Source organism: Azospirillum brasilense, from assembly GCF_007827815.1.
Lineage (GTDB): Bacteria > Pseudomonadota > Alphaproteobacteria > Azospirillales > Azospirillaceae > Azospirillum > Azospirillum brasilense_C.
Genome location: NZ_VITH01000003.1, coordinates 254140 through 277373 on the forward strand (window position 1 = coordinate 254140; position 23234 = coordinate 277373).

At 70.0% G+C, this 23234-nt stretch carries 21 protein-coding genes; 18 read left to right on the forward strand and 3 right to left on the reverse strand.

Going from position 1 to position 23234, the window contains the following annotated elements:
- Nucleotides 1-252: 252 nt before the first annotated feature.
- From FBZ83_RS07940 to FBZ83_RS07990, 11 genes are all read left to right on the forward strand, one after another.
- Nucleotides 253-1527 carry a M20 family metallopeptidase gene (locus FBZ83_RS07940; protein ID WP_145682150.1) on the forward strand — a complete coding sequence of 425 codons (1275 nt, stop codon included), beginning with the start codon at nucleotides 253-255 and terminating at the stop codon, nucleotides 1525-1527.
- 41 nt (nucleotides 1528-1568) lie between these two features.
- The gene (locus FBZ83_RS07945; RefSeq protein WP_145681939.1) at nucleotides 1569-3179 is read left to right on the forward strand and encodes an ABC transporter substrate-binding protein; all 1611 of its coding nucleotides are present in this window, start codon (nucleotides 1569-1571) and stop codon (nucleotides 3177-3179) included.
- Nucleotides 3180-3301: 122 nt separating this feature from the next.
- A complete protein-coding gene (locus FBZ83_RS07950; protein WP_145681940.1) occupies nucleotides 3302-4282 on the forward strand; it encodes an ABC transporter permease in 981 nt (326 codons plus the stop codon).
- The gene (locus FBZ83_RS07955; RefSeq protein ID WP_145681941.1) at nucleotides 4279-5151 is read left to right on the forward strand and encodes an ABC transporter permease; all 873 of its coding nucleotides are present in this window, start codon (nucleotides 4279-4281) and stop codon (nucleotides 5149-5151) included. Before FBZ83_RS07950 ends, FBZ83_RS07955 begins: the two co-directional genes overlap by 4 nt.
- A complete protein-coding gene (locus tag FBZ83_RS07960; protein WP_145681942.1) occupies nucleotides 5151-6815 on the forward strand; it encodes an ABC transporter ATP-binding protein in 1665 nt (554 codons plus the stop codon). The genes FBZ83_RS07955 and FBZ83_RS07960 overlap by 1 nt, the downstream gene beginning before the upstream one ends.
- Nucleotides 6816-6825: 10 nt before the next feature.
- Nucleotides 6826-7776, forward strand: a complete 951-nt coding sequence (locus FBZ83_RS07965; protein ID WP_145681943.1) for a ketopantoate reductase family protein — start codon at nucleotides 6826-6828, stop codon at nucleotides 7774-7776.
- A gap of 27 nt (nucleotides 7777-7803) precedes the next feature.
- The gene (locus FBZ83_RS07970; protein ID WP_145681944.1) at nucleotides 7804-9033 is read left to right on the forward strand and encodes a Zn-dependent hydrolase; all 1230 of its coding nucleotides are present in this window, start codon (nucleotides 7804-7806) and stop codon (nucleotides 9031-9033) included.
- Between the two features lie 148 nt (nucleotides 9034-9181).
- On the forward strand, nucleotides 9182-10243 hold the full coding sequence (locus tag FBZ83_RS07975; RefSeq protein ID WP_145681945.1) for a histone deacetylase family protein: 1062 nt from the start codon (nucleotides 9182-9184) through the stop codon (nucleotides 10241-10243).
- Entirely contained in the window at nucleotides 10240-11802 is a 1563-nt protein-coding gene (locus tag FBZ83_RS07980) for an acetolactate synthase large subunit (RefSeq protein ID WP_145681946.1), read from the forward strand. The genes FBZ83_RS07975 and FBZ83_RS07980 overlap by 4 nt, the downstream gene beginning before the upstream one ends.
- 58 nt (nucleotides 11803-11860) lie before the next feature.
- Entirely contained in the window at nucleotides 11861-12805 is a 945-nt protein-coding gene (locus FBZ83_RS07985) for a 3-keto-5-aminohexanoate cleavage protein (RefSeq protein ID WP_145681947.1), read from the forward strand.
- Between the two features lie 91 nt (nucleotides 12806-12896).
- Nucleotides 12897-13835: a DMT family transporter gene (locus FBZ83_RS07990; protein WP_145681948.1), complete on the forward strand. Its 939-nt coding sequence runs from the start codon at nucleotides 12897-12899 to the stop codon at nucleotides 13833-13835.
- Here FBZ83_RS07990 and FBZ83_RS07995 read toward each other — a convergent pair.
- Nucleotides 13801-14898: a LacI family DNA-binding transcriptional regulator gene (locus tag FBZ83_RS07995; protein ID WP_211101640.1), complete on the reverse strand. Its 1098-nt coding sequence runs from the start codon at nucleotides 14896-14898 to the stop codon at nucleotides 13801-13803. The genes FBZ83_RS07990 and FBZ83_RS07995 overlap by 35 nt on opposite strands.
- Before the next feature lie 134 nt (nucleotides 14899-15032).
- Between FBZ83_RS07995 and FBZ83_RS08000 the strand changes: the two genes are divergently transcribed.
- The 7 genes from FBZ83_RS08000 (at nucleotide 15033) to FBZ83_RS08030 (ending at nucleotide 22618) form a co-directional block, all read left to right on the forward strand.
- Nucleotides 15033-16088 (forward strand): TRAP transporter substrate-binding protein, encoded by a 1056-nt coding sequence (locus FBZ83_RS08000; protein ID WP_145681949.1) that lies wholly within the window; start codon nucleotides 15033-15035, stop codon nucleotides 16086-16088.
- Nucleotides 16089-16127: 39 nt separating this feature from the next.
- Complete coding sequence (locus FBZ83_RS08005) at nucleotides 16128-18017, forward strand: TRAP transporter large permease subunit (RefSeq protein ID WP_247888211.1); 1890 nt, start codon at nucleotides 16128-16130, stop codon at nucleotides 18015-18017.
- 44 nt (nucleotides 18018-18061) lie between these two features.
- Nucleotides 18062-18601: a VOC family protein gene (locus tag FBZ83_RS08010; protein ID WP_035679790.1), complete on the forward strand. Its 540-nt coding sequence runs from the start codon at nucleotides 18062-18064 to the stop codon at nucleotides 18599-18601.
- Between the two features lie 8 nt (nucleotides 18602-18609).
- The gene (locus tag FBZ83_RS08015; protein WP_145681950.1) at nucleotides 18610-19881 is read left to right on the forward strand and encodes a ribulose-bisphosphate carboxylase large subunit family protein; all 1272 of its coding nucleotides are present in this window, start codon (nucleotides 18610-18612) and stop codon (nucleotides 19879-19881) included.
- A complete protein-coding gene (locus FBZ83_RS08020; RefSeq protein ID WP_145681951.1) occupies nucleotides 19878-21182 on the forward strand; it encodes a four-carbon acid sugar kinase family protein in 1305 nt (434 codons plus the stop codon). Before FBZ83_RS08015 ends, FBZ83_RS08020 begins: the two co-directional genes overlap by 4 nt.
- A 216-nt stretch (nucleotides 21183-21398) precedes the next feature.
- Nucleotides 21399-22130, forward strand: coding sequence for a helix-turn-helix domain-containing protein (locus FBZ83_RS08025; RefSeq protein WP_145681952.1), 732 nt, complete (start codon nucleotides 21399-21401; stop codon nucleotides 22128-22130).
- Nucleotides 22131-22243: 113 nt separating this feature from the next.
- Nucleotides 22244-22618 (forward strand): response regulator, encoded by a 375-nt coding sequence (locus FBZ83_RS08030; RefSeq protein ID WP_137105902.1) that lies wholly within the window; start codon nucleotides 22244-22246, stop codon nucleotides 22616-22618.
- Between the two features lie 15 nt (nucleotides 22619-22633).
- Here FBZ83_RS08030 and FBZ83_RS08035 read toward each other — a convergent pair whose 3' ends face one another.
- Both FBZ83_RS08035 and FBZ83_RS08040 read right to left on the reverse strand, forming a co-directional pair.
- Entirely contained in the window at nucleotides 22634-22822 is a 189-nt protein-coding gene (locus tag FBZ83_RS08035) for a hypothetical protein (RefSeq protein ID WP_145681953.1), read from the reverse strand.
- A gap of 86 nt (nucleotides 22823-22908) precedes the next feature.
- Nucleotides 22909-23193, reverse strand: coding sequence for an HU family DNA-binding protein (locus FBZ83_RS08040; RefSeq protein ID WP_014241890.1), 285 nt, complete (start codon nucleotides 23191-23193; stop codon nucleotides 22909-22911).
- Between the last annotated feature and the right edge of the window lie 41 nt (nucleotides 23194-23234).

The following is a 23234-nucleotide window of genomic DNA, read 5'->3' on the forward strand; positions in this document are numbered from 1 at the left end:
TCCTGCTTATGTCGGCAATGAGGATTATCGATTTGGCGGAGGATGAGAAGCTGAATTGTAATACGCCGGTCGTCAGCGGTCGATCCCCGGCTTCGCCCAATCGGGCAAATCCGGTGGTCCTAGTCCGAAAGTCGAAATCGCCCCGGTTTCTTTCCGGAGATTTGCCGACCCATAAGGACGACTGCGCGGCGGAGTGGTAAGAACGGAGTCGTCATGCCCGCATCCCACGAGGGTGGGCGGAGCATTGCAGCCGTGGACCGGGATGCGATCCTGGGCGCGGTCGCGACGCTGCGCGAGGATGGAGTGCGCCTGCTGTCCGATCTGGTCCGGAGCCCCAGCCTGCTGGGGCAGGAAGGCCCGGCGCAGGACCTGATGGAACGGATCTTCCGGGACATGGGCCTGGAGGTGGACCGCTTCGCCATCGACGAAGAGGCGTTGAAGGCGCAGCCCGGCTGGTCCCCCTCGCTGATCTCCTACGAAGGGCGCGAGAACGTCGTCGGCGTCCACAAGCCCCGGCGCGCGACCGGCAAGTCGCTGATCCTGAACGGCCACATCGACGTGGTGCCGACCGGGCCGGAGGAGCTGTGGTCCGCCCCGCCCTTCGAGCCGGTGGTCCGCGACGGCCGCCTCTACGGGCGCGGCGCCGGCGACATGAAGGCCGGCATCGCCGCCTACGTCATGGCCTTCAAGGCGCTGCAAAGCCTGGGCGTCCAGCCCGCCGCCCCGGTCTATCTCCAGTCGGTGGTGGAGGAGGAATGCACCGGCAACGGCGCGCTCGCCTGCGTCGCCCGCGGCTACAAGGCCGACGCCGCGGTGATCCCGGAGCCCTTCAACCACACGCTCCAGATCGCCCAGGTCGGCGTGATCCGCTGCGAGCTGGAGGTGACCGGCCGCCCCGCCCATGTGCTGGACACCGGCGCCGGTCTGAACGCCATCGAGGCGGCCTTCCGCGTGCTCAAGCATCTGAAGGCGCTGGAGTCGGCCTGGAACCACCCCGACGGGCGGCATCCCGCCTACGCGCACCACCACCACCCCTACAACCTGAACGTCGGGCACATCGACGGCGGCGAATGGGCGTCCTCCGTGCCCACCCGCTGCCGGATGGAGCTGCGCTTCGGTTTCCCGCCCGGCCGCGCCGCCGCCGAGGTCAGCGCCGAGATCGAGCGCGCGGTGGCCGAGGCCTGCCGCGGCGACTCCGACCTCAAAGGCATCGACGCCCGCGTCATCTTCCGCGGCTTCCAGGCCGAGGGCTGCACGCTGGACCCCGATCACCCGATGCTGGAGGCGCTGGACGCCGCGCACCGGTCGATCTTCGGAACCCCGGCGCCGAAGCTGGCCCAAACCTGCACCACCGACGTCCGCAACTTCGTCTTGTACGGCGACACGCCGGCGACCTGCTACGGCCCGGAGGCGGAACGCATCCACGGCATCGACGAGTCGGTCTCGCTCGACAGCGTGGCGAAGGTGACCGCCGTGCTCGCCCTGTTCATGGCCGACTGGTGCGGCCTTGAAACCATCGATCCATAACGGTCGCGTGACGAGAACCAAACAATAAGGGGGCTTCAGACATGAGCAATCGTTTGCGTCACTTTCGTCAAACCCTGACCGCCGCGGCGCTGGCCGCCGCCTTGGCGGCGCCGCTGGCGCTGACCGTGCCCGGCGTCGCCGCGGCGCAGGAGCGCGGCGGCACGATGAACATCATCGTCCAGCCCGAGCCGCCGATCCTGGTGCTGGGCCTCAACCAGCAGGGTCCGACGCAGACGGTCGCCGGCAAGATCTACCAGGGCCTGCTGACCTTCGGCTTCGACCTGAAGCCGCAGCCGGAACTGGCGGAAAGCTGGGAAGTCTCGCCCGACGGCAAGGTCTACACCTTCAAGCTGGTGAAGAACGCCAAGTGGCACGATGGCAAGCCCTTCACCGCCCACGACGTGGTCTTCTCCACCTCCAAGCTGCTGATGGAGACCCACCCGCGCGCGCGCGCCACCTTCTCCAAGTGCGAGAAGATCGAGGCGCTGGACGACTACACCGTCCAGTTCACGCTGAAGGAGCCGTTCGGCCCGTTCCTTCAGGCCTTCGAGGTGTCGTCGGCCCCGATGATGCCGAAGCACATCTATGAAGGCACCGACTTCAAGGCCAACCCGGCCAACGCCACCCCGATCGGCACCGGCCCCTTCAAGTTCAAGGAGTGGAACAAGGGCTCCTACATCCACCTCGTCCGCAACGACGAGTATTGGAAGGCCGGCAAGCCCTACCTGGACGACATCTATTTCCGCGTGATCCCCGACGCCGCCTCGCGCGCCGTCGCCGTGGAGCAGGGCACCGTCCAGCAGACCCAGTTCAACGACATCGAGACCTTCGACGTCCCGCGCCTGAAGGGTCTGCCCAACGTCGAGATGACGACCAAGGGCTACGAATTCTTCGCGCCGCTGTCCTGGATCGAGATCAACACGCGCAACAAGCCGCTGGACGACAAGCGCTTCCGGCAGGCGATGATGCACGCCATCGACCGCAAGTTCATCCGCGACAAGATCTGGTTCGGCCTCGGCCGCCCGGCCACCGGCCCGGTGAACTCGGTCACCCGCTTCTTCGAGCCGAACGTCAAGAAGTACGACTTCGACCCGAAGAAGGCCGAGGCGCTGCTTGAGGAGGCCGGCTACAAGAAGGGCGCCGACGGCACCCGCGCCAAGGTCCGCCTGCTCGTCATGCCCTACGGCGAGACCTGGACCCGTCTCGGCGAGTATGTGAAGCAGGCGATGAAGCGCGTCGGCGTCGACGTGACGCTGGAGACCACCGACGCCGCCGGCTGGGTCAACCGCGTGTCCAACTGGGACTACGACCTGAGCTTCAACTTCGTCTACCAGTACGGCGACCCGGCGCTCGGCGTCACGCGCACCTACGTCTCGGACAACATCCGCAAGGGCGTGATGTTCTCCAACACCATGGGCTACTCCAACCCCGAGGTGGACAAGCTGTTCGCCCAGGCCGCCCAGACCAACAAGGACGAGGAGCGTCAGCAGCTCTACTCCGCCGCCCAGAAGATCCTGGTCGAGGACGTGCCGGTCGCCTGGCTGCTGGAAATGGAGTTCCCGACCTTCGTGGACAAGCGCTTCAAGAACGCCGTCACGACCGCCATCGGCGTGAACGAGAGCTACGACAGCGTCTACATGGTCAAGAAGTAAGGGCGCGCTTGCCCCCTCCCCATCCCTCCCCCGCTTCGCGGGAGAGGGGGCGGAATTCCCTCCACCGCCGAAGGCGGGGGAGGGTTAGGGAGGGGGCACCCGTCGCCGCAGGAGTGCTTTCCATGCCCCGCATCGCCCTATTCATCTCACAGAGGCTGGTGAAGGCGGTCTTCGTCATTCTGGCGATCGCCGTGTTCAACTTCTTCCTGGTCCACGCAGCGCCCGGCGATCCCGCCGCGGTGATGGCGGGCGAGGCCGGGGCCGCCGATGCCAAGTTCGTCGAACAGCTCCGCCAGCAGTTCGGCCTCGACCGCCCCCTGTACGAGCAGCTCGGCACCTACATGTCCAAGGTCGTGCAGGCCGACCTCGGCTACTCCTACCGCCAGCAGCGCCCCGTCTTCGACCTGCTGATGGACCGCCTGCCCGTCACCCTGTCGCTGACGCTGACCGCCTTCGTGCTGGCCCTGCTGGGCGGCATCGCGCTCGGCACGCTGGCGGCGATGCGCGCCGGCACCTGGTCGGACACCGCCATCACCGTGGTCGGGCTGACCGCCTACGCGACGCCGATCTTCTGGATCGGCCTGATGCTGATCCTTCTCTTCTCGGTCAATCTCGGCTGGCTGCCCGCCTTCGGCACGGAGAGCATCGGCGCCGGCTACACCGGCTGGGACGCCTTCCTCGACCGGGCCCGGCACCTCGTGCTGCCGGTGACCACGCTCGGCCTCTTCTACATGGCCGTCTACACCCGGCTGACCCGCGCCTCGATCCTGGAGGTGCGCGACATGGACTTCGTCAAGACGGCGCGGGCCAAAGGCCTGCCGGAATGGCGCATCGTGTCGGTGCACATCCTGCGCAACGCCATCCTGCCCGTCATCACGGTGGCGGGGTTCCAGGCCGGTCACCTGATCGGCGGCTCCATCCTGATCGAGACCGTCTTCGCGCTCCCCGGCATCGGGCGCCTCGCCTTCGAGGCCGTGTTGCAGCGTGACTATCAGGTCCTGCTCGGCATCTTCCTTCTGACCTCGGTGGTGGTGGTGGTGTTCAACCTGCTGACCGACCTGATCTATTCCCTCGTCGATCCGCGCATCGAGGTGGCGCCATGACCGCCGCAACCATCGCCCCCGCCCGCAAGGGCTCGGGCTTCTGGGGCGCCTTCGCCCGCAACAAGGGCGCGGTGATCGGACTGGCCTTCCTGACCCTGATCGTCCTGATGGCGGCCTTCGCCGACGTGCTGTACCCGGACAGCCCGTGGGACATGACCGCGATGCCCTTCCAGCCGCCGCTGTCGGAGGACGCGCTGCTCGGCTCCGACACGCTGGGCCGCGACATCGCGGCGGGCATCGCCCACGGGGCGCGGGTGTCGCTGCTGATCGGGCTGACCTCGACCGCCGTCGCCGTGCTGATCGGCGTGTTCCTGGGGGCCGTCTCCGGCTTCTACGGCGGGCGCGTCGACGATCTGGTCATGCGCTTCACCGAGCTGTTCCAGACCATCCCGAACTTCGTTCTGGCCGTGGTGCTGGTGGCGATCTTCACGCCCTCGCTGACCTCCATCGTGCTGGCCATCGCCATCGTCTCCTGGCCGCCGCTGGCCCGCCTGGCGCGCGGCGAGTTCATGAGCCTGCGCTCGCGCGAGTTCGTGCACGCCGCGGTGACCACCGGCCAGTCGAACATGACGATCATCTGGCGCCAGATCCTGCCCAACAGCCTGTCCCCGATCATCGTGTCGGCCTCGCTGATGGTGGCGACGGCGATCCTGCTGGAGAGCTCCCTCTCCTTCCTCGGGCTCGGCGATCCGAACCTGATGAGCTGGGGCTACATGGTGGGGGCCGCCCGCACGGTGATCCGTCAGGCCTGGTGGATGAGCTTCTTCCCCGGCATCGCGATCCTTCTGACCGTGCTTGCCCTCAACCTCGTGGGTGAGGGGCTGAACGACGCGCTGAATCCCAAGCTGGCGCGAAAGGGCCGTTCCTGATGACCGAGACGCCTCTCCTCGACGTCCGCAACCTGACCATCGACCTGCCGCGCGGCGCCGACCGGCCGCACGCGGTCCAGGACCTGACCTTCACGCTGGAGCCCGGGGAAATCCTCTGCGTGGTCGGCGAGTCCGGATCGGGCAAGTCGATGACCGCGCACGCCGTGCTGGGCCTGCTGCCCAAGGCGGTGAAAGTCTCCTCCGGCGAGATCCGCCACCAGGGCACCAACGTGTTCAGCCTGCCGGAGCGCGACCAGCGCGCGCTCCGCGGCGGCCGCATCGCCATGATCTTCCAGGAGCCGATGACGGCGCTGAACCCGCTGATGCGGGTCGGCGACCAGATCGACGAGGTCCTGTGCTACCACACCACGCTCGACCGCGCCGCCCGCCGGGCCCGCGTGGTGGAGCTTCTCGCCTCGGTCGGCCTGCCGGAGCCGGACCATCTGCGCCGCAGCTACCCGTTCCGCCTGTCGGGCGGCCAGCGCCAGCGCGTGATGATCGCCATGGCGCTGGCGGTGGAGCCGGACATCCTGATCGCCGACGAGCCGACGACCGCGCTCGACGTCACAACCCAGAAGCAGATCCTGGAGCTGATCCAGGACATCCAGGCCAAGCGCCGCATGGGCGTGATGTTCATCACCCACGACTTCGGCGTGGTGGCGGAGATCGCCCACCGCGTGGCGGTGATGCAGCGGGGCCAGATCGTCGAGATCGGCACCGCCGAGGAGGTGCTGAACCGGCCGCAGCATCCCTACACCCGCCAGCTCATCGCCGCCGTCCCGCACCTGATCGAGCACCGCGAGGACTTCACCCGCGCGCGTCAGCCGGTGCTGACGGCGGAGAAGGTGTGCAAGACCTTCCACCTCGGCGGCGGCTTCTTCACGCCGGGGCGTAAGGTGGTGGCGGGCGACGACCTGTCGCTGACCATCCACCAGGGCGAGACGGTCGGGCTGGTCGGCGAGTCCGGCTCCGGCAAATCGACGCTCGGCCGCTCCATCGTCGGGCTGATCAAGCCGGATTCGGGCAGGATCCTGTTCGAGGGCGTCGATCTGCTGTCGCTGTCGCGCCCGGCCTTCCGGCCCTACCGGCGGCACGTGCAGATGGTCTTCCAGGACCCCTACGCCTCGCTGAACCCGCGCCACACCGTGGGCGACATCATCACCCAGGGGCCGGTGGCCTTCGGCGAGGACCGCCACAAGGCGCTGGAGAAGGCGAAGGCGCTGCTCAAGCTCGTCGGGCTCGACGCCTCGGCGGCGGAGCGTTTCCCGCACGAGTTCTCCGGCGGGCAGCGCCAGCGCATCTCCATCGCCCGCGCCCTGGCGCTGGAGCCGAAGCTGCTGATCGCCGACGAGCCGGTGTCGGCGCTCGACGTGTCGGTGCAGGCCCAGGTGCTCGACCTTCTGGAGGATCTGCGGCACCGGCTGAACCTGTCGATGCTGTTCATCACCCACGACCTGCGCATCGCCGCCCAGATCTGCGACACCATCGCGGTCATGCAGAAGGGCCGCATCGTCGAGATCGGCCCGGCGAAGGAGGTGTTCGGCAACCCGCAGCACGCCTATACCCGCACCCTCCTGGACGCCATCCCCGGCAAGGGTTGGACCATCCCGGAGGACGTGGTTCCGGTGACGCGGCGGTCGTCCGCCCTGCGCACCAGCGCCTGACGGGGCGGGCATGAAGGTCGCCGTCATCGGGGCCGGGGCGGTCGGCGGTCTGATCGCCGCGCGGCTGACCGCCGCCGGCCTGCCGGCCGCGTTGGTCGCCCGGCGGCGGACGCTCGACACGCTGCGGCGCGACGGGCTGACCGTCGAAGGCCCGTCGGGCCGTCCGGTGACGGTGCGGCCCGAGGTGACCGACGACACGCTGGCCCTCGGCCCGCAGGACGTGGTGGTGCTGGCGGTGCCCGCGCCGCTGCTGACCGACGTGCTGGACCTGCTTCTTCCCCTGCTGGGGCCGAAGACGCGGCTGGTGCCGGTGGTCGGCGGCATCCCCTGGTGGTACCCGGCGGACGGGTCTCTCGGCGGCCCCCTGACGGCGGTCGATCCGAAGGGGCTGCTGTCGGACGCCATCCCGGCGGATCGCATCGTCGGCGCCGTCGCCCGCGTGGCGGTGGAGCGGCGGACCCCCGGCTACCTGCGGCATCTCGGCGGGCTGCGGCTCGCCCTCGGCCCGGTGGCCGGAAACGAGAGCGCAAAGGATTTGGCGGCCCTGTTCGGGGCGGGCGGCTTCAACGCGCTGGCCGTGCCGGACATCCGGACGGAGGTGTGGACGGCGCTGCTGGCGCCCTTCGCTTTCGGCCTGCTCGGCCTCGCGACCGGCAAGACGGCGCAGGAGATCGCCCACGACGACGCGCTCCAGCCCAGCTTCGCCGCGGTGGTGGAGGAGGTGCTGGCCCTGTCGGCGGCGCTCGGCCATCCGGCGACGGCCAAGGTCGAGGATGTGTGGACGATGGCCCAGCATCCGGGCCGCATCCGGCCGGCGCTGCGCGCCGACGTGGCTGCGGGCCGGCGGGCGGAGATCGAGGCGGTGCTGGACGCGCCGCTGGAATTGGCAAAACGGGCGGGGCTGAGCCTGCCCACGGTGACCGGGCTGCTGACCGCGGTTCGCGCCGACACTCGACAATAATTCGGAATTGGGATCGGGATAGGGACCATGTCTGACCTGCGCATCGACGGCGACCGCCTGTGGCGGACCCTGATGGACCTCGCGACGATCGGTGCGACGCCGAAGGGCGGCCTGTGCCGGCTGGCGCTGACCGACCTCGACCGGGAGGGCCGCGACCTCTTCGTGCGCTGGTGCGAGGAGGCCGGCTGCACCGTGACGGTGGACGAGGTGGGCAACATCTTCGCCCGCCGCCCGGGCCGCAGCCCCGACCGTCCCGCGGTCTGCATGGGCAGCCACCTGGACACCCAGCCGACCGGCGGCCGCTTCGACGGCATCTACGGCGTGCTGGCCGGGCTGGAGGTCATCCGCAGCTTCAACGACCAGGGCATCGAGACGGACGCCCCCATCGACCTGATCGTCTGGACCAACGAGGAGGGGGCGCGCTTCTCCCCGCCGATGCTGGGCTCCGGCGTGGCGATGGGCGTCTTCACGCTCGACCATGTGCTGGACATCCGCGACACCGACGGCGTCCGCCTCGGCGACGAGCTGGCGCGCATCGGCTACAAGGGCGAGGTCCCGGTCACCGGCCACGCCATGGGCGCCTATTTCGAGGCGCACATCGAGCAGGGCCCGGTGCTGGAGGCCGAGGAGGTCGAGATCGGGGTGGTGACCGGCGCGCAGGGCCAGCGCTGGTACGAGGCGACGGTGACCGGCCGCGAATCCCACGCCGGGCCGACGCCCATGCGCCTGCGCCGCGACGCTTTGGCGGGTGCGGCCGTGATGATGGAGGCGGTGGAGGCCATCGCGCTGGAGGTCGGCGGCGACGCCTGCTCGACCATCGGGCGCGTCCAGGTCCATCCGGACTCCCGCAACGTCATTCCGGGCCGCGTCTGGTTCACCATCGACCTGCGCAACCCCGATCCCGACGCGCTGGCCCGCATGGACACGCTGCTGCGCGAGCGGCTGGCCGCCATCGCGGACAAGCGCGGCCTGACGCTGGAACTGGCCGACTTCTGGGCCTTCCCGACCACGCCCTTCGCGCCGGAGCTGGTCGGCCACGTCCGCCACTCGGTGGAGCGGCGCGGCCTCAGCCATCGCGACATCGTGTCCGGGGCCGGCCATGACGCGGTCTATGTCGCGCGCAAGGTGCCGACGGCGATGATCTTCATCCCCTGCGAGAACGGCCTCAGCCACAACGAGGCGGAGAACATCAAGCCCGAACACGCCGCGTCCGGCTGCGCGGTGCTGGCCGACGCGGTGTTGGCCGCGGCTGGGTAACATCCGTCTTTTCCCCCTCTCCCCTCTGGGGAGAGGGCCGGGGTGAGGGGGTTGCGCTTTTGCCGAGCGTGCCGCAATGCGCGCCCCCCTCACCCTAACCCTCTCCCCAGAGGGGAGAGGGAAAACACATCACTCCGGGAGCCTGTCCATGCGCTACGTCTTTGCCGAGGCCCAGTTGCGCCATCGTCCGCCGACCTTCCTGGTGCGCGGCCAGCCGAAGCCCTCGCCGGAGAAGGCGGAACGGGCGGAGGCGCTCGTCGGCTCCCTGCGGGCGCGCGGCGCGACGGTGGAGGAGCCGCCGTCCTACGGCGCCGGCCCGCGCGCGGCGGTCCATTCCGCCGATTACCTGCGATTCCTGGAGACCGCTCACGCCCGCTGGTCGGCCCTGCCCGACGCGTCGGAGGTCATCGTCCCCAACGTCCACCGCAACACCGACATGGCCGAATATCCCACGGGCATCGTCGGTCAGGCCGGCTGGCACATGGCGGACACCGCCTGTCCGATCGGCGCGGGCACCTGGGAGGCGGTCTGCGGCGGCAGCGACACGGCGGTCCATGCGGCGCTGATGGTGGCGAGCGGTCAAGAGCGCGCGGCCTACGCCCTGTGCCGCCCGCCGGGGCACCACGCGTCCCGCGACATGGCCGGGGGCTTCTGCTACATCAACAACGCCGCCGTCGCCGCCCAGGCGATGCTGCCGGTGCTGGCACAGCGGGGCCGCGCGCCGCGCGTCGCCGTCTTCGACGTGGACGTCCATCACGGCAACGGCACCCAGGCGATCTTCTACGAGCGCGACGACGTGCTGGTCGTGTCGATCCACGGCGATCCCAACAACTTCTACCCCTGGTTCGCCGGCTACGCGCACGAGCGCGGCAAGGGCCGCGGTCTGGGCAGCAACCTGAACATCCCCCTGCCCATGGGCACGGAGGAGTCCACCTTCCTCGACGCGGTGGACGGGGCGCTGACCCACATCGCCGCCTTCGGGCCGGAGGCGCTGGTGCTGTCGCTGGGCTTCGACACCTACGTCGGCGACCCGCTGGCCTTCTTCAAGGTGACGACGCCGGGCTTCGCCGCGCTGGGCCGCAAGATCGCCGGCACCGGCCTGCCCACCGTGGTCGTGCAGGAGGGCGGTTACGATTGCGACGCGCTGGCGGTGAATCTCGCCAGCTTCCTGGACGGTTTCGAAGGTGGGCTCACGGAGGCGGTACGATGAGCGGCGTAAAAATCCCGGGCGCGGAAATCCTGGTTCGGACGCTGATGGCGAACGGCGTCGACACCTGCTTCGCCAACCCCGGCACGTCGGAGTTGCACGCGCTGGCCGCCTTCGACAGCATGCCCGGCGCGCGCTGCGTGCCCACGCTGTTCGAAGGGGTGGCGACGGGTGCCGCGGACGGCTACGCCCGCATGACCGACCGCCCGGCGGCGACGCTGCTGCATCTCGGGCCGGGACTGGCGAACGGTCTCGCGAACCTGCACAACGCCCGGCGCGCTTGCGTGCCGATGGTCAACATCGTCGGCGACCACGCGACGTGGCACCGCGGCGTCGACGCGCCGCTGACCTCCGACGTGGAAGGCTTGGCGAAGCCCATGTCGGCCTGGGTGCGCACGGTGCCGGACGCGGCCTCAGTGGCCACCGACACGGCGGAGGCCATCCGCGCCGCCCTGACCCCTCCCTGCGGCGTGTCCACCCTGATCCTGCCGTCGGACTCCTCCTGGGACGACACGGCTTCGGTGGAGCCGATCGTCGTCGAACCGCCGGCCCCCGCCGGCCCGGACGCCGAGGCGCTGCGCGCCGCCGCCGACGCCCTGCGCGGCGGGGAGCGGGTGGTGGTCCTACTCAATGGCCGCGCCACGCGGGCGGAAGGGCTGGCCCTGGCCGGGCAAATCGCCGCCGCGACCGGCGCCAAACTCTACGCACACACCGGCGCTACCCGCATCGAGCGGGGGGCAGGCCGCGTGACGGTGGAGCGCTTCCCCTACCCCATCGACCTCGGCATCGCCGCGCTGGCCGGGGCGAAGCACGTCGTCCTGATCGGCTCGGGCGAGCCGGTCGGCTTCTTCGGCTACCCCGACAAGCCCAGCCGCCTGGCGCCGGAGGACTGCCGCATCCACACCGTCGCCCCGCCGGGCGCGGACGCCCTCGCCGCCCTGCGCTGGCTGGCCGATGCGTTGGGCGCCGCCGGGACGCCGGTTCCGGTGCAGCCGCTCGCACCGCCCTCCCCGGCGACCGGCGCTCTCACCGCCGACAGCGTCGGGCAGTCCCTGGCGGCCCTGCTGCCGGAGGGCGCCATCGTGGTGGACGAGGGGATTTCCTCCAGCCCGATGGTCTACACGGCCTGCGCCGGGGCGCGCCCGCACGACTGGCTGACCATCACCGGCGGGGCCATCGGCATCGGCATGCCGCTGGCGCTCGGTGCCGCCATCGCCTGCCCCGACCGCAAGGTGGTGACCGTCCAGGCGGACGGCAGCGGCATGTACACGCTCCAGGCCCTGTGGAGCCAAGCGCGCGAGCGGGCCGACGTGGTGACCATCATCTTCGCCAACCGCCGCTACGGCATCCTGCAATGGGAGCTGGGCAACCTCGGTTTCCGGGACATGGGGCCGAACGCCCGCAACTGCACCGAGTTGGGCCGTCCGGACCTCGACTGGGTGGCGTTCGCCCGCGGCATGGGGGTGGAGGGCGGACAGGCCACCGACGCGGACAGCTTCAACCGCCTGCTGACGACCGCCTTCGCCCGCAAGGGTCCCTTCCTGATCGAAGCGGTGATCTGACGAACAACAACACATCCCCTCGCCCCCTCAAGGGGCGCGGGGAACAAGGGAGGAAACCATGACCACGCCCAAGAAGAGCGCGCGGAAAGTCATCATCACCTGCGCGGTCACCGGCTCCATCCACACGCCCAGCATGTCGCCGCACTTGCCGGTGACGCCGGATCAGATCGCGGCGGAGGCCATCGCCGCGGTGGAGGCCGGGGCGGCCATCGTCCACCTGCACGCCCGCGACCCGGACACCGGCCGTCCCACCCAGGACCCGGAGCTGTTCCAGCGCTTCCTGCCGCGCATCAAGCAGGCGACGAAGGCCGTGGTGAACATCACCACCGGCGGCAGCGCCGCCATGACGGTGGAGGACCGGCTGCGCCCCGCCGCGCAGTTCCAGCCGGAAGTCGCGTCGCTCAACATGGGCTCGATGAATTTCGGCCTGTTTCCCATGCTGAACCGCTTCAGCGCGTTCCAGCACGATTGGGAGCGCACCTATCTGGAGAACAGCCGCGACCTCGTCTTCAAGAACACCTTCAAGGACATCGAGCACATCCTGAAGACCTGCTCCGGCAACGGGACGCGCTTCGAGTTCGAGTGCTACGACATCTCCCACCTCTACACGCTGGCCCATTTCCTGGACCGCAAGCTGGTGACGCCGCCGCTGTTCGTGCAGTCGGTGTTCGGCATCCTGGGCGGCATCGGCCCGCATCCGGAGGACGTGATGCACATGAAGCGCACCGCCGACCGGCTGTTCGGCGACCAGTATGTGTGGTCGGTGCTGGGCGCCGGGCGCAACCAGATGCCCATCGCCACGCAGTCGCTGGCCCTGGGCGGCAACGTGCGCGTCGGGCTGGAGGACAATCTGTGGGCCGGTCCGGGCCGGCTCGCCACCTCCAACGCCGAGCAGGTCGCCATGGTCCGCAAGCTGATCGAGGGGCTGGCCCTTGAGGTCGCCACGCCGGACGAGGCCCGCGCCATGCTGTCGTTGAAGGGTGGCGACGCGGTGACGTTCTAGGACATATGAAATTCCCTCTCCCCAGAGGGGAGAGGGAAAATTAAGGCCGTCTTGATCGCTCCCGACCACCCCACACCCGGAATCCCATGCCATGATAAGCCGCGCTCGGGCGCTGGATCTGTCGCTGGTGGGTCTCATCAGCGTCTGCTGGGGCCTGAACTGGCCCGCCGTCAAGATCATCCTCACCCAGATCCAGCCCTGGACGCTGCGCAGCCTGGGCTTCGCCGTGGGAGCGGCGGTGCTGTTCGCCTACGCCCGGTCGCGCGGGGAATCGCTGGCCGTGCCGCGCGGGCAGCGCTGGCCGCTGGCCGCCGTCGCCCTGCTGAACATGGCAGGCTTCAACATCTGCTCCGCCTTCGGGCAGATGAACATGGCGACCTCGGGCGCCGCCATCATCGCCTACACCATGCCGGCCTGGGCGACGCTGCTGGCCATCCCGATCCTGGGCGAGCGTCCGGGGCCGCGCCAGTGGATGGGGCTGGCCTGCGGGCTGACGGGTCTGGCCGTTCTGCTCGGCCCCGATCTGCTGCGGCTGGGCGCCCTGCCGCTCGGCCCCGCCTTCATGCTGACCGGCGCGCTGAGCTGGGCACTGGGCAACGTCCTCATCAAGCGGACGGCCTGGACCATGGGGCCGAACGCCATCACCGGCTGGCAGTTCGCCATTTCCCTGCCGGTGGTGCTGCCCTTCGCCCTGGCGATGGACCCCGCCCCGACGTTGGCGCTGGAGCCCCGCGTGCTGGTCGCGCTGGTCTTCCACATCCTGGTGGCGATGGTCGGCGGCTATCTGCTGTGGTTCGCCATCGTGCGGCGGCTGAGCGTCGCGCAGGCCTCGGTCAGCTCGCTGATCGTGCCGGTGATCGGCGTGACCGGCGCCATCGTCGTGCTGGGCGAGACGCCGCCGCTGCGCACTTACGCCGCGCTGGCGCTGATCCTCTGCGCCGTCCTGCTGGTCGTCATGGTTCGCGACAAGCGGCCCGTGCCCACCCCGGCGCCGGTCACGGCGGAGCCGCGGGGGGCAGGTTCTCCCTGAAGATGACCTCGATGCGCGGCGGCTCCACGCCGTGCATCGCCTCCCGGCCCGCGCGCAGGTTGGCGAAGACGGCCGCGCAGCTCATCAGGGCGCTGCGCGGGTCCTGGGTGATCACCGCCTCCATCGTGCCGTCGATCAGCAGCGCGCGCGTCTCCGGCGTGAAGCCGTGGCCGATGAAGACGACCTCGCGCTCCCGCCGCGCCTCCTTCAGCGCGCGGGCCACGCCCTCGGCGCCGCCGCCGATGGTGTAGATGCCCGCAAGGTCGGGGTGGTGGCTGAGCAGCGTCCGCGTCTGCCGGTAGCTCTTGGCCTCGTCGTCGTGGGCCTCGCGCAGCCCCACCACCTCGATGGCCGGCGCCATCTCCTTCAGGACGTTGAGGAATCCCAGCTCGCGGTCCTCGTGCGCGCGGTAGCTGAGGCTGCCGGCGATCATCGCGACCTTGCCCGCCCGCCCGCCGAGGAAGCGCGCGAACAGGTAGCCCGCCGTCCGCCCCGCCGCCCGGTTGTCGAGCCCGACATAGGCGGCCCGCCGGCAGTTCTGCACGTCGGAAATCAGCGTCACCGTCGGCACGTTGCGCGCCGCCAGCTCGTTCACCGCCTCACGCACCGCGGGATGCTCCAGCGCCATGAAGGCCACCCCGTCGACCTTGCGCCAGTGCTGGAGCAGGCTGCGCGCCAGCAGGTCGGGGTTGAAGCTCTTGATGAATTCAACCTGCGCGCGGATGCCCAGCGGGGCCAGCGCCGCCTCCGACTGGCGGATGAGCTGGCCGAGCCGCGTCAGGTAGCGGTTCGTCCCGTCCGGCAGCAGGAAGGCCAGGCGCACCGGCTTCGGCCCCAGCGCCGCGCCGAGGTCCGATTCCGGGATGTAGTCCAGCTCCGCGGCGGCCTTCATCACGCGCTGCACGGTCGCCGGGCGCACGCCGGGGCGGTGGTTCAGCACGCGGTCCACGGTGGCCGTCGAGACGCCGGACAGCCGCGCGATGTCGGCGATCCGCGGCAGACCACGCGAATGTTCAGGGGAGTGTTCGAGGGGCGCGGCGACGGCGTCCGCATCATCCTGCATCACGGTTCAAAACCCTCCGATCCCATCAAATCACATCATCATTCGCGTTTGACACCGGCCATTCGCGCACATACCGTCCAACCAACAATCACCGTCGAACATCAAACTACATCAACGTTTCCTGGGAGGAAAGCATGAACCCGCTGTCGCGCCGCACGATGCTCAAGGGGCTGGCCGCCACTCCGGCGGCCGGGATGGTTGCCGGGTTGGCCGCGGGGGCCGGCACAGCCACCCTGATCGGCGCGCCGCGCATCGCCCGCGCCGCCGAGTTCGATTTCAAGTACGGCAACAACCTGCCGCTGACCCACCCGCTGAACGTCCGCTCGCACGAGGCGGCGGAGCGCATCCGCCGCGAGACCAACGGCCGCGTCGACATCCAGATCTTCCCGAACAACCAGCTCGGCGGCGACACCGACATGCTGTCGCAGGTGCGCAGCGGCGGCATCACCTTCTTCACGCCGTCGGCGCTGGTCATCGCCACGCTGGTCCCGGTGGCCGCCATCAACGCCGTCGGCTTCGCCTTCGCCGACTACGGGCAGGTGTGGTCCGCCATGGACGGCAAGCTGGGCGAGCATGTGCGCGGCGCCATCTCCAAGGTCGGCCTGCACGCCTTCGAGAAGATGTGGGACAACGGCTTCCGCCAGATGACCAGCGGGGCCAAGCCGATCCAGACCGCCGCCGACATGGACGGGCTGAAGATCCGCGTGCCGGTCAGCCCGCTCAGCATCGCCATGTTCAAGTCGCTGTCCGCCGCCCCGGCCAGCCTCCAGTTCTCGGAGGTCTATTCCTCCCTCCAGACGCGCATCGTCGACGCGCAGGAGAACCCGCTGCCGATCATCCAGGTCGCCAAGCTGTACGAGGTGCAGAAGTACTGCGCCCTGTCCAACCACATCTGGGACGGCTTCTGGTTCATCGCCAACGGGCGCGCGTGGCGCGGCCTGCCCCCCGACCTGCAGAAGATCGTCTCCACCGCGATCAACGACGCCGGCGTCCAGCAGCGCGAGGACATCAAGGCGCTGAACCAGTCGGTGCAGGCCGACCTCCAGTCCAAGGGCCTGACCTTCAACCAGCCCTCCCCCGACAGCTTCCGCGCCAAGCTCCGCGACAGCGGCTTCTACGGCGAATGGAAGGGCCGCTTCGGCGACGAGGCCTGGGCGCTGCTGGAAGGCGCCGTCGGCAAGCTCGCCTAACGAACGGCTGTGGACAACACGGGAAGGGAGGGTGCGGCTTTGTCTCACCACGCGACGGCGCTCGACGAGGGCGGCGCCATGCCAGGGGCCGCGTCCGGCGGTTCCTGGACCGATCGGCTGGACCGCGGCCTCGCCGCGACGGTGGAGGGCGTGGCCGCCCTCATCGTTCTGGCCGAGATCGCCATCCTGCTGGCCGGGGTGACGGCGCGCTACGTCTTCCACGCGCCGCTGGTGTGGTCGGACGAGCTGGCCTCCATCCTCTTCCTGTGGCTGTCCATGCTGGGCGCCGTGGTGGCGCTGCGCCGCGGCGAGCACATGCGGATGACCGGTCTGGTCAGCCGCGTCGGCCCGACGCCGCGCGCCCTGCTGGAGACGCTGGCAATCACGGCCCCCATCGCCTTCCTGGCGATGATCCTGCACCCCGCCCTGGACTACGCCATGGAGGAGCAGTTCATCGTCACCCCGGCGCTGGAGATCAGCAACGCCTGGCGCGCGGCGGCCCTGCCGACCGGGCTGGGGCTGATGGCCGTGGTGGCGCTGATCCGGCTGATGCGGCTGCGCAACCTCCGGATCACGCTCGCGGCGGTGGCCCTGACGGCGGCGGTGACCGTGGCCTTCTGGCTGGCCGGTCCGGCGCTGAAGCCGCTGGGGCAGGCCAACCTCGTCATCTTCTTCGTCGGCGTGGTCGCCGCCTGCGTGTTCGGCGGTGTGCCCATCGCCTTCTCCTTCGCGCTGGCCACCTTCGGCTATCTGGCGCTGACCACCTCGACCCCGCTGCTCGTCATGGTCGGGCGGCTGGACGAGGGCATGTCGCACCTGATCCTGCTGGCGGTGCCGCTGTTCGTCTTCCTCGGCCTGCTGATCGAGATGACCGGCATGGCCCGCGCCATGATCCAGTTCCTCGCCAGCCTGCTCGGCCATGTCCGCGGCGGCCTGTCCTACGTGCTGATCGGGGCGATGTATCTGGTGTCGGGCATTTCCGGCTCGAAGATCGCCGACATGGCGGCCATCGCGCCGGTGCTGTTCCCGGAGATGAAGAAGCGCGGCGCCCCTCCCGGCGACCTCGTCGCCCTGCTGTCGGCCACCGGCGCGCAGACCGAGACCATCCCGCCCTCCATCGTCCTCATCACCATCGGCTCGGTCACCGGCGTGTCCATCGCGGCGCTGTTCGCGGGCGGCCTGCTGCCGGCGGTGGTGCTGGGTGCGGCGCTCTGCGCCGTCGTCTGGTGGCGCTACCGCCATGAGGACCTGAGCCACATCCGCCGCCCGCCGGCGTCGGAGATCGCCCGGCTGGCCGTGGCCGCCCTGCCGGCCATCCTGCTGCCCTTCGTCATCCGCGCCGCGGTGGTGGAAGGTGTGGCGACGGCGACCGAGGTGTCGACCATCGGCATCGCCTACTCCACCCTCATGGGCCTGCTGGTCTACCGCCAGTTCGACTGGGCGCGGCTGAAGCCGATGCTGATCGAGACGGCGTCGCTGACCGGGGCGATCATCTTCATCGTCGGCTGTGCCACCGCCATGGCCTGGGGTCTGACGCAGTCCGGCTTCTCCCGCGCGCTGGCCCTGTGGATGGCCGACATCCCCGGCGGCGGCTACGGCTTCCTCGCCATCTCCATCGTCGCCTTTATCATCCTGGGCAGCGTTCTGGAGGGCATCCCCGCCATCGTCCTGTTCGGCCCGCTGCTGTTCCCCATCGCCCGCGACGCCGGGGTGCACGAGGTGCATTACGCGATGGTCGTGATCTTCGCCATGGGCATCGGCCTGTTCGCCCCGCCCTTCGGCGTCGGCTACTACGGCGCCTGCGCCATCAGCAAGGTCAGTCCGGACGAAGGTCTGAAGCACATCTGGGGCTACGTCGCCGCCCTTCTCGTGGGCCTGATCGTGGTCGCCGCCATTCCGTGGATTTCCACCGGCTTCCTTCCCTACTGAAGTCTTGCCGGTCCCCCCATAACGATAAAATCAGGAGTTCCTTCATGAGCCGATTCTTCGGCCAGATCCGGCAGGCTGGCTACGTCGTCGACGACATCGAAGCCGCCATGGATTACTGGAGCCGCACCCTGGGCATCGGCCCGTGGTTCTACAACGAGCGGGTTCCGATCAAGAACTACACCTACCGCGGGGAGCGGTACGAGGTTCACAACTCGGTGGCGCTCGCCAACTCCGGGCCGCTGCAGATGGAGCTGATCCAGACCCGCAACGACGCGCCGTCGATGTACCGCGACTTCCTGAAGGCGGGCCGCACCGGGCTCCAGCACGTCGCCTACTGGACCGAGAACTACGACGCCGACCTGGAGCGGCTGACCGGCCAAGGCTTCAAGCCGGTGATGAGCGGCGAGGTCGGCGAGAAGGGCCGCTTCGTCTATTTCGACACCGAATACCACCCCGGCACGGTGATCGAGCTGTCGGAGGTTGCCGGGCCGAAGGGCAAGATGTTCGACCTGATCCGCAACGCCTCCCTCGACTGGGACGGCCGCGATCCGGTCCGGCCCTTCCCCGACCTCAGCCGCCTGTGAGTCTCGCCATGCGCTCCGACCGCTTCGAGGCGACCTATCTGATCGAGACCCCGCTGGACCCCGCCAAGGTGGCGGAGGTCATGGCCGGGGAGCAGTCCTGCGGCACCTTCACCCGCGTCCACGGCGAGACGGACGACCTGCGCGCCCGCGCCCGCGCCGTGGTGGAACGGCTGGAGGAGCTGGAACCCGCCTCCTCCCCCAGCCTGCCGAACACGTGGCTGGAACGGCAGAAGCGGCCGGGACCATGGCGGCGTGCCCGCGTCACCATCAGCTTCCCCACCGGCAACGTCGGCGCCAACCTGCCGACGCTGGCCGCGACGGTGGCCGGCAACCTGTTCGACCTGGGCGAGGTCACCGGCCTGCGGCTCGACTCCGTGCGCCTGCCCGCCGCGTACCGCAAACAGTTCGACGCGCCGCGGCACGGCGTGGCCGGCACGCGGCGGCTGACCGGGGTGGAGCGCGGGGCGCTGGTCGGCTCCATCATCAAGCCGAACCTCGGCCTGTCGGCGGAGGAAACCGGCGAGCTGGTCGGCACGCTCTGCGCCGCCGGGCTGGACTTCATCAAGGACGACGAGATCTGCGCCGATCCGGTCCACGCCCCGCTGGCCCAGCGCGTGCCGGCGGTGATGGACCGGGTGCGCCGCCACCAGGACCGCACCGGCAAGCACGTCATGGTCGCCTTCAACATCAGCGACGAGACGGACGCCATGCGCCGCCACGCCGATCTGGTGGAGCGCGAGGGCGGCAGCTGCGTGATGGTCAGCCTGAACTGGTGCGGCTTCTCCGCCGTGCAGACTCTGCGCCGGCACAGCGGGCTGGTGCTGCACGGCCACCGCAACGGCTTCGGCGCCCTGTCGCGCCACCCCCGCCTGGGCATCGGCTTCGACGCCTACCAGACGCTGTGGCGGCTCGCCGGGGTGGACCACATGCACGTCCACGGCCTTCAGGGCAAGTTCGCTCAGCCCGACGCGGAGGTCATCGACGGCGCGAAGTCCTGCCTCGCGCCGCTGGCCGAGGGCTGCGACGACGCGGTGATGCCGGCCTTCTCCTCCGGCCAGTGGGCGGGAACCGTCCCCGTCACCTGGGACGCGGTGGGGACGGACGATCTGCTGTTCATGTCCGGCGGCGGCATCATGGCCCATCCGGATGGCCCCGCCGCCGGCGTGACGAGCATCCGCCAGGCCTGGGCGGCGGTGCGCGAGGGCGTCACCCTGTCGGACGCCGCCGCGACCCGGCCGGAGCTGAAGCGCGCCCTGGAGTTCTTCGGAGCCTCCAAGTGACGAGCCATCCGCCGCCCCGGCTGGGCTGGTACGGGGACGACTTCACCGGGGCCACCGACACGCTGGCCACGCTGGCGAAGGCCGGGCAGCGGGCGCTGCTGCTTCTGGAGATTCCCGACGCGGAGCGGCTGGCCGGCCTCGGCCCGCTGGACGCGCTGGGGATCGCCGGGGCGTCGCGCACCATGGACCCGGAGTCCCTGCGGGCGGAGCTGGAGCCGGTGGGGCGCTTCTTCGCCGGGCTCGGCGTGCCGGTGATGCACTACAAGTGCTGCTCGACCTTCGACAGCGCGCCGCGGGTGGGCAGCATCGGGGCGGCGGTGGCGGCCCTGCGGCCCTTCTTCCCCAACCGCTTCCTGCCAGTGGTCGGCGGCCAGCCGAACATCGGGCGCTATTGCCTGTTCAGCACGCTGTTCGCCGCGGCGGGCACCGGCGGGACGGTCCACCGCATCGACCGCCACCCGACCATGAAAGCCCATCCGGTGACGCCGATGACGGAGGCCGACCTGCGCCTCCACCTCTCCGCGCAGGGGCTGGAGGGCATGGGCGCCCTGCACTACCCGGATTACGGGTTGGACGCCGGGGCGCTGGACGAGAAGCTCGACCGGATGGTGTTGGGTGGCGCACCCGCCGTCCTTCTGGACATCGCCTGGGCGGAGGATCTGGCGCCCGTCGGGCGACTGATCTGGGAGCGGGCGCGGCGCTCGCCCCTGCTGGCGGTCGGGCCGAGCGGCGTGGTCCAGGCGCTGGCCACCCAATGGGCGCGCGACGGGACGGTCGGCGACGCGCCCCTGGCCCCGGCGGAGGGGCCGGTCTTCGTGCTGGCCGGCAGCCTGTCGCCGGTTACCCGCCGGCAGATCGCTGCGGCGAACTCCTTCCACCGGATGCCGGCGGACGCCGGCGCCCTGTGTCGCGATCCCGCCTACCGCGAGCGGCTGCGGAGCGAGATCGCCGGCCTGCTGGGCCAGGGCCGGAACGTGCTGGTGTGGACCGCCCCGGCGGAGGGCGAGACGCCCGACACCGCCCAGTCCGCCGCCATCGCCGACGCCACCGCGGATTTCGTCGCCTCGGTCGCCCGCGCGGTGCCGCTGCGCCGTATGGGCATCGCCGGGGGCGACACCTCCAGCAAGGCGGTGAAGGCGCTGGGCCTGTGGGGCCTGTCCTACCGGACGGCGCTCAGCCCCGGCGTGACGGTCAGCCTGACCCACAGCGCGCACCCGCCCACCGACGGCACCGAGCTGATGCTCAAGGGCGGGCAGATGGGGTCGGAGGACCTGTTCGAACGGCTGGTGCAGGGAGGGTGAGCATCCCTGCACCCCCTCCGCCCCCATGCATCCACCGAGGCGTCCACCGAGGCGTCCACCGAGGTCTCCGCAATGGCCCCTAGGTAGTCTTACGTACGCAAAGCCCCTTAGGTACAAGACCGAACTGCACAGGGTACCTCGCAGCGCATAACTTCGGCTCATCGAGCGGTTGCCCCACAGGGACGGGCCGCTTCCACGAACGCCGAGGGGCCCGACATGCACGCTCACACCGCCATCGCCGCCCAGCCGACGCGCGTTCCGCACGGTCATCAGGCCGCCGTGATGGCGATGCCGCGTGTCGCCCCCTCCCGTCCCGCCGCCGGTTTCGCCGCCAACGACATCGACCCGCTGGCCGCCATCGCCCAGTTCCGGGTGTTCGACCGCGAGCAGTCCATCTTCGCCGAGGGCGAGGCCGCCGACGCCGTCTTCCGGGTGGTCGACGGCATGATCCGCCTCTACAAGCTGCTGCCGGACGGGCGCCGCCAGATCATCGGTTTCCTCCAGGCCGGCGACATGGTCGGGCTGGCCTTCGCCGACCGCTACCTCTACTCGGCCGAGGCGATCACCGCCTCCACCGTCCAGCGCATCCCGCGCTGCCAGCTCGACGCCCTGCTCGACGCCCAGCCCGCCCTGGCCCGCCGGCTGCTGTCGGTCACCACCTCCGAGCTGGTGGCGGCGCAGGACCAGATGCTGCTGCTGGGCCGCAAGTCGGCGCTGGAGAAGCTGGCGAGCTTCCTGCTGGCGCTCAGCCGCCGGGCCGGTGCCGGCCGGGCCATCGCCCTGCCGATGAGCCGTTGCGACATCGCCGACCATCTCGGTCTGACCACGGAAACCGTGTCCCGCGGCTTCACCAAGCTGAAGACCTCGCGCCTGATCCGCATCCTGGACGGCGGCCGGGTCGAGCTGCTGGACGCGGAAGCCCTGGCCGAGCTGGCCGAGTGCGCTTGAACCACGGCGCCTGATCCCCAGCGTTCCGATCCCCCTCCGCAATCTGGGGAAATCCATTCGGCCGGCCGCAACGTACCCCTTACTCCCTTTGCGTTGCACTGTCAGGCCGAACCATGGAGTCCGTTCCCCACATCCTCGTCGCCGAGGATGAGCGCCTCGAAGCCCTGGCCCTTGCCGACACGCTGGAAGGCCAGGGACTGCGCGTCACGCTGACCCACAACGGGTTGGAAGCCATCACCGCGCTGGAAAGCGGTCCGGCGTCGCTGCTGATGACCGACCTGCGCATGCCGGTGATGGATGGCAACGAACTGATTCGCCGGACGCGGGCGCGGCGGCCCGCCCTGCCGGTGATCGTCATGACCGCCGACAGCGGCGCCCTTTGGCACCCCGAGTCCGACCGCCTGCGCGTTCTGCACAAGCCCTTCAGCTTCCAGGCGGCGATCGGCGCCGTCCGCGCCATGCTCGACCGGGTCGGGACGACCGGATAGGACCGGGCGTCAGCCCTATTCGCCGACGTCGTCCTTGGGGGCGGCGTTGCGGGGCGGCGGCTCGATCACCGGGCCGACCTTCACGCTGCGGGCGGACAGCGGCACGATGTCGCCGACCGGCATGTAGGAGCCATCGGCCAGTTGCTGCGCCGGCTCCCACCGGCCCTCGACCTTGATCCAGCGGTAGATGTTGTTGCTGCTCATGTCGTCACCAAGAAATTTGGAAAGACGAAAGGGGCGGCGTTGCCGCCGCCCCTTCATCCGATACAAGGATCGTCCTTGCGGAAGGCTTACTCGGCCTTGCCGTTGACGGCGTCCTTGAGGGCCTTGCCGGCGGAGAACTTCGGCGCCTTGGAGGCGGCGATCTTGATCTCCGCACCGGTCTGCGGGTTGCGGCCCGTGCGCTCGCCGCGCTCGGCGATCTCGAACTGGCCGAAGCCCGGCAGCTTGACCGTCTCCCCCTTGACCAGCGCGTCCTGCAGGCTTTCCAGAACCGCATCCAGCGCCTTGCCGGCGTCGGCCTTGGTGCCGCCCAGCTTGCCGGCGATCGCGTCGATGAGATCGGCCTTCGTCATTCCCTACTCCCCTTGTTCATGGAGGAACCCCAGCATTCTCC